This is a genomic window from Rhizobium albus, from assembly GCA_030160035.1.
Classification (GTDB): Bacteria; Pseudomonadota; Alphaproteobacteria; order Rhizobiales; family Rhizobiaceae; genus Georhizobium; species Georhizobium albus.
The window spans coordinates 538,040-551,016 of the sequence record BSNO01000001.1 but is presented as its reverse complement, the minus strand read 5'-3'; the positions used below and the strand labels follow the sequence as shown (position 1 = coordinate 551,016).

Below are 12,977 nucleotides of genomic sequence, written 5' to 3'. Positions count from 1 at the left end.
AAAATCGCCGCCTGCTGCACTTCTAAGACATGACCATGCTAGCTGCTCGGCAACATCTGAACATTAGGTTGAGATGCAGGGGGAACGGCGATGATCACTGATTTTTCTGAAGTGCGCGTCACCTAGCCCGCCGGCACGACCAAATATCACGACGCCGAACGACCTGAATAAGTGTCGTTGCTTCGGCCGGCTCGCAAGAACCCAACTTTTGCACACGTCACCCGATCCGAACCTGCCCTTCGGATCCACTTAAACTATCGGGAAGAGATCCCAGCGCTTGAACGGGACCAGTTGCATCTGATGCAGATTGAGGTCGCCGCAGTCATCTCTGCCATCTCCAATGCATCATCAAGATACATCTTTAGATTGTGGATTTTGCTGGGATCGTCTTCGACCCCGAACCACCGACCTCCGGATCCACAATCCGAAGTAGAGGCTTTTTCGGTTGTAGCCAAAAATGTTGACAACTCCCGATGGCGCAGCGCTTTTGGGGCATAAATTTCTGATAATGTTGACATTTTTTAACGTTTTGAGCTCGTTTCGGCATTAGCGAATCACTCAACACGTTGTGCGAAAAGGGCTTGTCAACAAATTTGAAATGGTACGAGAATGGTACGGATTTTTCTGGGAGCCCAAAACTCATGGTTGGAAAGCACAACCTATACATTGAAATGCACCACGTAGATGCGGCTTCCCGGGCAGCGCTCAAGAACTCGAAGAAGGGTGCAATCGATGAGAGCTACACCCTCACGGACCGAGGCCATCGTGGCCTGGCGCTCCGCCTTCGAGGCGGCAAAGTGTCCTGGATGGTGAAGACCACAAAGGTCTCCAAGGTCATCGGCTACGCTCATCCAAAGACGCACCCGTGGGCCATCAAGGGGATCATCGAAGCCAAGGAGATTGCTGGTCACGTCCAGGCGATGATCCGAAATGGCGAAGAGGCGCTCGTCGACGATTACCTTTCCAACCGGCATTCCCTGAAGGATCATGACAAGGCCGTTTCTGCGGTGAGGCCAGTTGCAGAAACTTGGACTTTTCGAACATGCCTTGAGGAGACGTTGAAGGAACGGTCGGATGCGAGTGCGCAGCGACCGCTGCGACCCAGATCGGTCGATGAATACCGCCACACGTTCAGCCGCCCGATCCTTCAGCCGCTGCTGGAGAAGCCGGTCACTTCCATCACCCGAGGTGAAATCGAAACGCTGCGAAAGGCCATCAAAGACAAGCATGGCATCCGACCCTCGGAGAAGCTTCTCACAAATTTCCGATCGGTCATGGATCACGTAGCGGCGTTTCACTCGATGGAGGCGGGACTGGAGACAGTCGAGCCGTGGTGGCGAATGCTTTCGAGCCCCTTCGGGGTCAGGCCGAGGACACGAAGACCAACTATTCAGGAAATCGTAAAAACTCTGCTGATTGCAGAGGAGTATTCGACGAAGCCGTTCCCGGGCCGATACAACAAGAAAGTCGGCGTGGCACCGAGCGCCTTGGCGGGGCTCTGGTGGCTAGCCCTGACCGCCCAGCGGGCCCAAGCGGGCTTGATGCTGAAATCATATGACTTCAACGCGGACACGATGCCTGGTCGCGAGGGTTGGATGCTCGCGGCCTGGGACGGGTCCGTCATGAAAAACAGGCAGACGCATGTGTTGCCGATACCACCGCGCGCCTCGGCCAAAATCCAGGAGCACTTGGCGAAATGCAAATATGTCGGCCGAAGCGACTGGGCCTTCCCGAGTTCAACGAACCCCGACAAGCCCACCCATAAATCAGTCATCAACAACGTGATGAAGCGCATGGCGATGAGGGACCAAAAGCGCACGAAGAAACAAGGCACCGACGACGCACCGACGCGCAAGAAGACCCGGGTCGACCTCTTCAGCGAGAGAGGCATTCTATGGTGGTCGCCCCACGACATCCGCCGCACCCTGCTCCAGCGAATGGATGAGCTGGGAATGCCTGGCGGCGCATCCGCCATCATGGCGCACGAGATTAAACTGTCGCAAAGCCTCGACGACGAGCGGATGACGATGCTGCAGCGGGAGGAGTTTCGGCGACAGCGCGCCGCGCGCATCACATTGATGGCCTACGGCGGCGCGCAGCACATCAACCTCAAGTCGACGGCGATGACCGCCTGGACCGACAGCATCCTTGATGCGTATGAGGAAGAAAAGGCTAAGCAGATGGATCAGCGAGAAGCAGCATGATCTGCAAGAATGCAGATCTGCACGCCATTAACCATTAGATACGGAAGGATAGCCCGAGAGGCATTATCCAATTGAATTATCAGATCTACCGCATATTCTAGATCTTCTCACATCGTGAGAGACGGCCTCCGCCAGTGCTACCAACACTGCCGAAGGCCTGACCCGCCAAACCTCCTGAAAGGTTCACCAGGCTATGCACACAGATATCCAGATTCCCCCATCCTGCCTAGAACTGAGAACGAGCACCCACAACCGCGTCGTTTCGCCAATAGCGCCATCGTGTCACCCAGACTTGCGCGACCCCGGCATAGCCAGTCGTCCGCTGTAGACCCGGCCGCGACAGCTCGGTCCCTCAGTTCAATCTTCCGCATCCAGTCGCCCGGGCTGCCGATCAGTCGCGTCGCTTTATTCTAGCGCTTCCTCGTTTGCGCCGGTTCGATGCCGCCTGACCTGCGCTCGTCTTCGCTTCCGATGCGCCAGTTCCAGGATGGAATCCTCCATGTCATTTTCCCATGGCGTGCGCCTTGCCGCGTCCGCAAACCAAGCTTCCTTTTCAACACCGTCATCGACCGCATCGTCTCATGCCGTCGACCCACAGCATCAACTGGTCGTCGACGATGCCATCCGCCAGCTTCGATCTTGCCATTCAGCCAGCACAGATGCGCATTGGCAGTCGGCTGGCCTCATTGCCCTTTCTGCGCAGGTAACCGCAGCCGAGGGACGCATGCTGGAACAGCTGCTACGGGAAAAGGTCTTATCCGAACCCCGATTCCGGGTTCTCGATAGCGGCATCGATCTGCCCGTGGTCGACGACGCCGAGCGCATGCTTGCGTTGAATGAGTGGTCGCGACTTTCCAGCTTGGCAGTTGATCCAGATCGACGGGCGACGCGTCATTATCGTCCCGACCTCATCGTCATCGAGAGAGCCACCAGCCGCGCGATCATTGTCGACGTCAAGCGATCGTTGTCGTCTTACTCCGGCAATCGACAGCTCAACCAGCTAAAGAACAAGATGTTGGCGGCAGCTTTGGTCGCGCCTCAGATCCTCTACAACGAGCACCAGAGGACCATGGTGGCGCGCACCGAGATCGCGATCCTTGATCTGGCCGACAGCCGTGCTTCGTACGGCGACGGCATTTTCGGCATGTGCCACTTGGATGCTCTGCTGGGCATGCCCGGCCTTGCGGCGGATCTGCAGCAATGCCGGGTTGTCTATCGTGCAGCTGTCGACGCCCTTTTGAGAGAGATTGCAGTCGGCACTTTCAACCTGTCGCGGCTCAGACCGACGGTCGGTTCAGATCCGTCCTCTACCGACGTCGCATCGACCGACGTTGATGACGAAGACGATCTCGGTGACGGCACGAAGCGAATACCACCACACCGCCGGGCCGCGACCATGGCCCCGGTCGGGCTCGCGCGACTGCACCCAGCCAGCGTCAGCATCAGCGCCTGAGGCGCAGGGGCTCGGCCCCTGCCCTCCGCTACTCATCCCTCATCATCCTTTGAACTGCGCCGCGCCCAAAGCGAGCAGCGGCAGCAGCGGAGCTGTGTCATGCAAAATCCAATTAAACTCCCAGTCAAACCCACCCTCGAAGCGGCGTCCGAGAAACGCCTTTCCCGTCGCGTCCGTCCGACATCCGATCGGTCAACCGCTCGCTCTCAACAGCCACGTGGAGCGGACGATCAGGTCGTCGGGCAAGCGTATCCCGCAGCTCTGAATGCGCCTTGGATTTCTGATCTGTCAGATTCAGCAGTACTCATCGGGCTGACGATGCAATTCGCACGGATGGGCAATTTCCGGCCCGGGTCAGTTCCGATGCCAGTCCTAACACAGCTCGGATGGCACGGGCTGGCAGGAGATCACGCCGCCCTTCTGGTTCTCAGCCACATCCACCGTCGTGCGCTTCTGCACATCACCGATCCAGAAGGACGCGTCCGGCTCCAGCCAAACACCAACAGCGCGATCGGAGGTGCAGCATGAAAGCGTACGCTACGTTTCCTCGACACATCACCGATCAGTCGCAGCGGCAGAAGCACAAAGGTTTCATGAGCCTTTCCCGTTTCCTGCGCCGGGCGATGATCGTCCGCGCTCTCCGGAACGAGCGCGAATTTCGCTCTGGCCAACCGGGACGGTTTATCCTTCTTGTCCCGCCTGGCTTTGAGCCCAAGACACTGGTCAGCGCTGCGAGGCTCGCATTGTCTGAATGCGCGGCCGATCTGCAGGAATCGTATGACTATGACGTCGACCCAGTGGATGCAGAGACATCGCCATTGTGGTTGGAGGACTTGCCCGTCCGGCTGATGGAAATGCCACGGTATCTGCTCCTGACGCAAAGCCTAGATTTCATCCCCCATAGGTGTCGTTTGGGTTTCGATGCTGTGCTGCAAATGCAGCCTCCGACACCTGCGCACTGGCGGGCAGCGCTGAAAGTCTGTCTCGGCCTGGCCGCCACAAACGTGGAGATCGACCGCATCTCGCGCTTGCCGATCGACCTCGTTGCTCTTGCGACGGGGCGACGGAGATCAGTCAGTGAGATTATCGAAGAAGTCGAAGCGGCTATCGCGGAAGACGGTACGAAAGAGAATCGGTTAAAGCAGCCCGACGCATCATCGCGGCAGCCGCGTTCGATGACGCTTCAGGAACTTCTGGCTATGGATCTGCGCAAACATGGGGCCTCGACCTCGCGTCTGACCTGGCTGCATGGAAAGCCGGAGAGCTCGCCTGGGCAGATGTCGATCGTGGCGTCCTTCTGTGTGGACCTCCCGGGACGGGCAAAACGACTTTTGCAGCGGCACTGTCGAAGAGTTGCGAGGCGCATCTCGTCGCGGCGTCCGTTGCACGGTGGCAAGCGACGGGGCATTTGGGCGATCTTTTGAAGGCTATGCGAAAAGCCTTCTCAGAGGCCCGTAAAAACGCACCGAGCATCTTGTTCATCGACGAGTTTGACTCGATCGGAGACCGCGCAAAATTCAGTGATCACCATGCCAGTTACTCGATCCAAGTCGTCAACGGCCTGCTTGAATGCATTGACGGGCTCGATGATCGCGAAGGCGTTGTCATTGTCGGGGCATGTAACCACAGCGACGGGATCGATCCGGCGCTTCTGCGCCCCGGACGCTTAGATCGGCAGATCGACATCCCACTTCCCGACGAAGCAGCACGGCGAGCGATTTTGCGTGTCCATCAGCCAGATGCCTTGGCCGATGACGTCGTCGAGAAGATCGCATCTGTGACCGATGGCTGGTCGGGTGCTGACCTGGAAGCACTCTGCCGCCGCGCAAGGCGGCGTGCGCGCAAAGAGCGCCGGGCCGTAATGCTGGATGACTTCATGGCGGAGCTTCCCGAAGAGATCGCGGTGCCTGACGAGCTCGTAGAAGTCATGGCGATCCACGAAGCTGGCCATGCGGTGGTAGCATTTGCACTCGGGCGCGGTGTTGAGATGATCGAGATCAACCGGACCCTCAGACGCGAACATGCTGGGCTAGGCGGCCATGTCACGCTTCTGCAGCAGCCGCTAAAGCGGCGATCACGTGCAAGCTATCTAGAAGAGGTCACCATTCTGATGGCCGGGATGGCAGCCGAGACCGTATTTTACGGCGAGCATGCAGATGGCGCGGGAGCCGTGCCCGGCAGCGATTTGCAGCGGGCAACTGACCTTGTCACGATCATGGAAGCAGCGATGGGTTTCGGTCCGACGCTCGTCTATCACGATGCCCAAGACCCCTTTGCCCTCGATCGATTGCGTCGATCTGACCTCAAACTCACGGGGCGGGTGGACGCCATCCTCAAATCCTGCCTGAAGACAGCAAAGGACATTGTTTCGGCTGATCGGCAGGCGGTCGAGGCTATCGCAATACATTTGGTGCGAAATGGATCGATGCCTGGGCATCAGGTGAAGAGCCTCATGGAGAGGCAGCGGACATCAGCGAAACGTCGTGGTGCAGCGCAGACGACAAACGTCGCATGATTAAATAGCGAGGGACGGCACGAACGGATGGACGTCACACCACCGCAACGGTCCCTCGCCGTTCGATCAAGCAGCTGCAGCTTAAGAATTCCGATTCACCGGCAAACGGCGTTTGCAGGCCACGCGCGGTGGTCGGCCAAGATGCGCGATGTTGACATGACGGCACAATTGAATCCACGGGACGACCTGCATCCGGCACGTCGACTCCCTGCGCCATGCCCCTTCCCACGTAAGGGCCACGCCCCCAGGGCTTGGCGGATGAAGGCATTTCGATTTGCGTGCTGGGCAGATTCAATTGAGATGATGTCTCCGCACATCGCTTCAATGCTTGCCTCGGCGATTCATAAATCGATATTCGCGATTCTGAATGCGATAAACGCGAGTCACGCAGCAACGGCGTTTGATCTTGGGTCGGCGCTGCTCTTGAGCGGAAAGCTGCCGCGAGAAGACCGCCCAAGTTCGCTCGGATTCACTTGGACGTGCTTCGTCCCACGCGTTTTGACGATCCATTTCCAAGCGTTCTTCCAGCCGACGCAATCGCGGCAGAGAGCCGTTGGCACTCTACCGACCGCAGCCCCCGGTGGCCGTCGACAATGCTGATTCACGTCGTGACATTTGCGATTCATCGACCAACGCCGTTTGCGGGTCTGGCCACCCATTCTCGCTATCGGCATCAGTGTTGACGTCACGGCCGGATGGTCGACCGGCATGCATCCCTAAATGTGCGCAATTTGGCCGGTTGGAATCGCTCGCGGCCTATATTCGAAGAAAAAAGCCGCTTTCTCATGCGGCCTCGCCTGAAGGCATTCCGATGTGTGCGAACATTCAAACACTTCGGGTCGATTTGAAGTAATTCAATCCGATTTCGATGTTTTAGATTCAGACGTTAACGAAAGCGATTCACCCGCTGAACGGCGTTTGCACTTGTGGCTGGTGACGGGATGAGCCGACCCTGGGCAGCATGGGCTAAGTGCGCTGTCCGCATCTGCACGAATTCCAATGCGATGGATTGCGCCGACAGGCTTGGCGACGCACCCTTATAAAGGGGCATCTTGCTCCAGAGCATTCTCCATGACCCATCGACCAAAGCCAACGACCATCACCCGCCTCGACGCCTGCCAAACTCACCCAACGTCCAGAACGTCACGCCACCGACCGCGCATGCGCCGCCGTGTCAACATTGGACCGAAGGGATGCTGCTCATGACCAGCCGTTCCAAGAAGCGCACAACAGAAACGCGCCAAGCAGCCATCCGGCGGCGAGAGCAGCGTGAGCGGCAACAGGCCTATCGAGATGAGATGCGGGACTTGCGACGTCCTGATCGCGACGACATCGCACGCGTTTGGCTGTGGAAGTCGATCCGGATGGCAGAGAAAGCTGAGCCGAAACACCGCGACTGGATGCAGTGTACTGTTCTTGAAGCGCTCAAAGCTCAGGGCTTCGACGAGCGCCAAAGCGAGATCGCGCTTGACGAACTCGTTGAGCGGTACCGTCAATCAAACAAGCCTCCGTTTCGCCGGAAGCGGCACCTGAGCGATATGGGTGACTGACATCAGCAGCCTGGGTTGCCCGCCGCGACCAAAGGATTACGGGACGACCTTATAAACGCCGTTCAACACCAATCCCGGCATTCCCTCCGTTACTCCCTACTTTAGAAACGGGATTCTCCGAATGTGAATCAGAAATGTTAGGCGCGCAAAATCGAATCCAGGAACAGTGTTCCCTCCTGTCGAGAACGCCTATCCTCGATCGCCGCAGCCACCCAGTATCAGTCGACGCGATGATCCTTCGATCCGGCAAGGATCGCGTTCGAGGTGCACTCGAAACGTGTTCTAAAACGATCATGGCTAGCTGCCTTAATCCTTCCCGAAAATATCGCGGGTATATACTTTATGGGTCACATCTTCCAGTTCTTCAAATTTGCGGTTGGATATGATGATATTTGACCGGTTTTTAAAGTCGCTGACATCTCGGACCACTTCGCACTCCAGGAATCGATTTTCAGACAAATTTGGCTCGTAAATTAAGACCTCGATTCCGCGATCTCGGATCCGTTGCAAAATCCCCTGGATCGACGACTCGCGAAAATTGTCCGAATCCTTCTTCATGATGAGACGAAAAACCCCAACGACGCGTGGGGACATTGATGCCACCCTATCAGCGATAAAGTCTTTGCGGACATCGTTCGCCTCGACGACTGCACGGATTAAGCTCTGCGGAATATTTTCAAAATTTGCTAGGAGTTGCTTGGTGTCTTTTGGCAGGCAGTAGCCTCCATATCCAAACGACGGGTTGTTGTAATGGCTTCCGATGCGCGGGTCTAATCCTACGCCTTCGATGATCGACTGAGTGTCCAACCCATTTGTAATCGAATAAGTATCGAGTTCATTGAAAAAGGCTACGCGCATAGCAAGGTAGGAATTGGAGAAAAGCTTGATGGACTCTGCTTCTGACGATCCAGTTAGGAGGATCGATACATCGGGATTACTCGAAGAAGAACGAAGTATGTCTGCAAATGCCTCAGCATCCTGACGCAGTCCCCCCACAACAATGCGTGAGGGGAATAAGTTGTCCCGAAGCGCGCGCCCCTCGCGAAGAAATTCTGGGGAAAATAGTATCCGACAGTCGGAGGTTTTAGCGCTGAGGTGAGCCGTGTAACCAACTGGAACTGTCGATTTAATGACTATGACCGCCGTCGAATTGATTGACCGAACGGTCTGGACCACACCTTCGACGCTCTGCGTATCAAAACGGTTGGTATGCGTATCGTAGTTCGTCGGCGTTGCGACGATCACATAGTCGGCCCCCTCAAAGGCAGCCTGATCATTCGTGGTCGCCGAGATCGATAAGTCGCGTTCGAGTAAGAACCTTTCGATATCTTCATCGGCAATCGGTGACTTCTTGGCATTGATCTTGGCAACTCGATCGTCATCGACATCATAAACAACAACATCGTGCGCTGCGGCTAAAAGGACGGCATTGGAGAGACCGACATAGCCGGCACCGGCAACGGCGATTTTCATCATCAGAAATCAGAGCTTTCTTGTTGAATACGGCTGAGCCTGCAGCAAAGCTTATCTGGCTCACAATCACAGACGTAATGGCGACCAGTCACTTGCCGGATCGTGACCTATTGTAATTCACTCCCGCCAACAAACCATTTGACGGGAAAAAGACACATCCTTACTGCCAACGTCTAATTCGCGTGATCATCGACACGCGGCATCGACAGCAAAAAAGGGCGCGTCATGAAAGGCATCATACTCGCAGGCGGCAGCGGAACGCGGCTTTATCCGGTGACAAGCGCAGTCTCCAAGCAACTGCTGCCAGTCTACGACAAGCCGATGATCTATTATCCGATCTCGACGCTGATGCATGCGGGCATCCGGGACATTTTGATCATCTCGACGCCGGAGGACACGCCGCGCTTCGAGCAGATGCTGGGCGATGGCTCGCGCTGGGGCATCAGCTTCTCCTATGCCGTGCAGCCGTCGCCCGACGGCCTGGCGCAGGCGTTCCTGATCGGGGCTGAGTTCCTCGATGGTTCGCCATGCGCGCTGGTGCTCGGCGACAACATCTTCCATGGCGAGGATCTGCGCAGACTGCTCGACAATGCGGCCTCGCGCGAGAAGGGCGCCAGCGTCTTTGCCTATCACGTCCAGGACCCGGAGCGGTACGGCGTCGTCGAGTTCGACCAGGACGGCAAGGTGCTGAGCCTGGAGGAGAAGCCGAAGCAACCGAAGTCGAATTATGCGGTCACCGGGCTCTATTTCTATGATGGTTCCGTCGTCGATCGAGCACGCCAGGTGAAGCCCTCGCACCGGGGCGAGTTGGAGATCACCGATCTCAACCAGCAATATCTCGACGAGGGCCTGCTGAACGTCGAGATCATGGGGCGCGGCTATGCCTGGCTCGACACCGGCACCCATGACAGCCTGCTCGATGCCGGCAACTTCATCGCCACGCTGGAGCATCGCCAGGGCCTGAAGATCGCCTGCCCCGAGGAGATCGCCTACCGCTCCGGCTGGATCGATGCGGATACGCTGAAGGCGCTTGCCGCTCCGCTCGCCAAGAACAATTACGGCCGTTACCTGATCCAGCTCTTGAGCGATCGGGTTCTGGCATGATGTTCGAGGAGCTTGCGCTTTCCGGCGTCTTCCTGATCGAGCCGAAGGTCTTCGGCGACGAGCGCGGCTTCTTCATGGAGAGCTTCAACGCGGCACGGTTCCGCGAGGGCACCGGTGCCGACGTCACCTTCGTTCAGGACAACCACTCCCGCTCGTCGCGTGGCGTCTTGCGCGGGTTGCACTACCAGCTGCCGCCGCATGCGCAGGGCAAGCTCGTGCGCGTCGTCTCCGGCGAGGTCTATGACGTCGCCGTCGATATCCGCCGCTCCTCGCCGACCTTCGGCCAGCATGTGGGGGCGGTGCTCTCGGCCGAGAACAAGCGGCAGCTGTGGATCCCGGCGGGCTTTGCCCATGGTTTCGTCACACTTTCCGACCATGCCGAGTTTCTCTACAAGACGACCGACACCTATGCGCCGGAATGCGAGGGTGCGATCGCCTGGAACGATCCGGAGCTTGGCATCGACTGGCATCTCGATCCGGCCGTCATCCAGGTGTCGGAGAAGGATGGCAAGGCTCCGCCCCTGAAGGACGCGAAGCATTTTGAATAAGCGGCACTCTCAGGAAGCGGGTTGCAATACGCTCGTGATGGTTGCCTCACCCGGTTGAACGATGTAGCGGCGCAAGAACAGACGACAGGACAGCTTTTTCCATGACCATTCTCGTCACCGGCGGTGCCGGCTTCATCGGCAGCAATTTCGTCCTCGACTGGCTGAAGGCCAGCGACGAGCCTGTCATCAATCTCGACAAACTCACCTATGCCGGCAACATGGACAATCTGGCCTCGCTCGAAGGCAACCCGGCGCACCGCTTCGTCCAGGCCGATATCTGCGACGCAGACGCGCTGAAGAGAATCTTCGCCTCCGACGATATCCGCGCCGTCGTCCATTTCGCCGCCGAAAGCCATGTGGATCGCTCGATCCATGGCCCCGAAGCCTTCCTCGACACCAATGTCACCGGCACCTTCCGCCTGCTCGAAGCCGCCCGCCACGCCTGGGGACCGAATGCTGCCTCAGACGGACGCCGCTTCATCCATGTGTCGACCGACGAGGTCTACGGTTCGCTCGATCGCGATGCGCCGGCGTTTTCGGAGACCAACACTTACGAGCCGAACAGCCCCTATTCGGCCTCCAAGGCGGCGGCGGATCATTTTGCCCGCGCCTATCACCACACCTACGGGCTGCCGGTGATCATCACCAACTGCTCCAACAATTACGGGCCTTATCACTTCCCCGAAAAGCTGATCCCGCTCGTCATCCACCGGGCGCTCAAGGGCGAGCCCCTGCCCGTCTATGGCGACGGCACGCAGATCCGCGATTGGCTCTATGTCGGCGACCACTGCTCGGCGATCCGCCGGGTGCTCGAAGCCGGGCGGCTCGGCGAAAAATATAATATCGGCGGCTTCAACGAGAAGACCAACATCGAGGTGGTGCGCACCATCTGCGCTCTCCTCGACGAGCGCCGCCCACGCTCAGACGGCCAGAGTTACGCCAGCCAGATCACCCATGTCCGCGACCGGCCCGGCCACGACAAGCGCTACGCCATCGACGCCACCAAGATCGCGACCGAACTGAACTGGCAGCCCGCCGAAACCTTCGACACCGGCATCGCCCGCACAATCGACTGGTACCTCGAAAACCACGGCTGGGTCGACCGCGTCACATCCGGCGCCTACAAGAACTGGTTGGAGAAGCAATACGCATGAGAGTGCTGATTGGGGGAAATGACCGAACGCCTTCAGACATAGGCTGATCCGATGGCGCGATACATTGTGACCGGCTCGACTGGCTTTTTGGGTTCAGATCTGGCCTTACACCTCGATCATAGTGGTCATGAGGTGATTAGAGCCGGTCGGCACTCTGTCGCGCATCAAACGATGGTGCATTTCGATCTTGGCGATTTGACCACTCTGTCGAACCTGGCAGCGACGGGAGCCGATGGAATATTTCACCTCGCTTGGTCGACCACACCCGCTGTTGCGGAAGCAAATCCCTATCAAGACATTGCTACAAACGTAGCGGGCACAGTCGCCCTCTTTCAGTTCGCTCGATCACAGAAGATCCCGATCGTTTTCGTCTCATCTGGTGGAACTGTGTATGGCAATGCGGCAATTACTCCGACGCCGGAAACATGTCCCCTCAATCCGATCGGTGCCTACGGGTTGGGAAAATCGTCCACCGAGCAATATGCTGATTACTATTCGCATCTTGGAGCCGATATACGCATCGCCCGTGTTAGCAACCCATTTGGAGAGGGGCAGTCCGCCGCACGCCTTCAGGGCGTCATCCCCATCTTTGCAAAGAAAATCGCAAAAGGTGAACCCATTACAATTTGGGGTGATGGAGAAAATCTGCGCGACTACATTCCGGCTCGTGATGTATCCATAGCGCTCACTAAAATTATGCTGCAAGAAGGCGCATCCGTCCGAAGGCCCTCTGTCTTTAACATAGGCGCAGGTATTGGATTATCCTTAAATCGACTAATTGCAATATTTGAAGAAGAAATTGGCTTGAAGGCCAACGTCAAGTATCTGGACGCAAGGCCTTTTGACATACAAGCCAGCATTCTTGATGTTCAGCGCGCCTCAGATTTGTTGCAGTGGAAACCAAGCGCTGATCCAGAAAGTAGTGTTCGAGCATTTGCCAGAGCCATTCAGGCCAAAAAAACCAGATGATTGGACA

The 12,977-nt window shown here is 57.3% G+C and carries 10 protein-coding genes; 9 read left to right on the top strand and 1 reads right to left on the bottom strand.

Annotated elements, in window-relative coordinates:
* Nucleotides 1-806: 806 nt before the first annotated feature.
* The 5 genes from QQL76_RS02670 to QQL76_RS02650 all read left to right on the top strand — a co-directional run bounded on the left by QQL76_RS02670 (nt 807) and on the right by QQL76_RS02650 (nt 7,722).
* Nucleotides 807-2,204 (top strand): hypothetical protein, encoded by a 1,398-nt coding sequence (locus tag QQL76_RS02670; RefSeq protein WP_499206257.1) that lies wholly within the window; start codon nt 807-809, stop codon nt 2,202-2,204.
* A 499-nt stretch (nt 2,205-2,703) separates the two neighbouring features.
* The gene (locus QQL76_RS02665; protein WP_499206256.1) at nt 2,704-3,657 is read left to right on the top strand and encodes a hypothetical protein; all 954 of its coding nucleotides are present in this window, start codon (nt 2,704-2,706) and stop codon (nt 3,655-3,657) included.
* A gap of 524 nt (nt 3,658-4,181) precedes the next feature.
* Complete coding sequence (locus tag QQL76_RS02660; RefSeq protein ID WP_499206255.1) at nt 4,182-5,081, top strand: hypothetical protein; 900 nt, start codon at nt 4,182-4,184, stop codon at nt 5,079-5,081.
* Nucleotides 5,000-6,172, top strand: coding sequence for an AAA family ATPase (locus tag QQL76_RS02655; RefSeq protein WP_499207094.1), 1,173 nt, complete (start codon nt 5,000-5,002; stop codon nt 6,170-6,172). Before QQL76_RS02660 ends, QQL76_RS02655 begins: the two co-directional genes overlap by 82 nt.
* Before the next feature lie 1,202 nt (nt 6,173-7,374).
* Nucleotides 7,375-7,722 carry a hypothetical protein gene (locus QQL76_RS02650; protein WP_126008675.1) on the top strand — a complete coding sequence of 116 codons (348 nt, stop codon included), beginning with the start codon at nt 7,375-7,377 and terminating at the stop codon, nt 7,720-7,722.
* Nucleotides 7,723-8,028: 306 nt separating this feature from the next.
* Here QQL76_RS02650 and QQL76_RS02645 read toward each other — a convergent pair whose 3' ends face one another.
* Complete coding sequence (locus tag QQL76_RS02645) at nt 8,029-9,198, bottom strand: UDP-glucose 6-dehydrogenase family protein (protein WP_499206254.1); 1,170 nt, start codon at nt 9,196-9,198, stop codon at nt 8,029-8,031.
* A 222-nt stretch (nt 9,199-9,420) separates the two neighbouring features.
* Here QQL76_RS02645 and rfbA point away from each other — a divergent pair, with 222 nt between their 5' ends.
* The 4 genes from rfbA to QQL76_RS02625 all read left to right on the top strand — a co-directional run bounded on the left by rfbA (nt 9,421) and on the right by QQL76_RS02625 (nt 12,970).
* The gene (gene rfbA / locus QQL76_RS02640; RefSeq protein WP_126008673.1) at nt 9,421-10,299 is read left to right on the top strand and encodes a glucose-1-phosphate thymidylyltransferase RfbA; all 879 of its coding nucleotides are present in this window, start codon (nt 9,421-9,423) and stop codon (nt 10,297-10,299) included.
* A complete protein-coding gene (gene rfbC, locus QQL76_RS02635; RefSeq protein WP_126008672.1) occupies nt 10,296-10,847 on the top strand; it encodes a dTDP-4-dehydrorhamnose 3,5-epimerase in 552 nt (183 codons plus the stop codon). The genes rfbA and rfbC overlap by 4 nt, the downstream gene beginning before the upstream one ends.
* Nucleotides 10,848-10,948: 101 nt before the next feature.
* Entirely contained in the window at nt 10,949-12,001 is a 1,053-nt protein-coding gene (rfbB, locus tag QQL76_RS02630; protein ID WP_499206253.1) for a dTDP-glucose 4,6-dehydratase, read from the top strand.
* 51 nt (nt 12,002-12,052) lie between these two features.
* Complete coding sequence (locus QQL76_RS02625) at nt 12,053-12,970, top strand: Rossmann-fold NAD(P)-binding domain-containing protein (RefSeq protein WP_499206252.1); 918 nt, start codon at nt 12,053-12,055, stop codon at nt 12,968-12,970.
* Nucleotides 12,971-12,977: the final 7 nt, after the last annotated feature.

Coding starts and splice junctions, on each gene's coding strand:
- QQL76_RS02670 (WP_499206257.1), top strand. CDS start 807: ATGGTGAAGACCACAAAGGTCTCCAAGGTCATCGGCTACGCTCATCCA.
- QQL76_RS02665 (WP_499206256.1), top strand. CDS start 2,704: ATGTCATTTTCCCATGGCGTGCGCCTTGCCGCGTCCGCAAACCAAGCT.
- QQL76_RS02660 (WP_499206255.1), top strand. CDS start 4,182: ATGAAAGCGTACGCTACGTTTCCTCGACACATCACCGATCAGTCGCAG.
- QQL76_RS02650 (WP_126008675.1), top strand. CDS start 7,375: ATGACCAGCCGTTCCAAGAAGCGCACAACAGAAACGCGCCAAGCAGCC.
- QQL76_RS02645 (WP_499206254.1), bottom strand. CDS start 9,198: ATGATGAAAATCGCCGTTGCCGGTGCCGGCTATGTCGGTCTCTCCAAT.
- rfbA (WP_126008673.1), top strand. CDS start 9,421: ATGAAAGGCATCATACTCGCAGGCGGCAGCGGAACGCGGCTTTATCCG.
- rfbC (WP_126008672.1), top strand. CDS start 10,296: ATGATGTTCGAGGAGCTTGCGCTTTCCGGCGTCTTCCTGATCGAGCCG.
- rfbB (WP_499206253.1), top strand. CDS start 10,949: ATGACCATTCTCGTCACCGGCGGTGCCGGCTTCATCGGCAGCAATTTC.
- QQL76_RS02625 (WP_499206252.1), top strand. CDS start 12,053: ATGGCGCGATACATTGTGACCGGCTCGACTGGCTTTTTGGGTTCAGAT.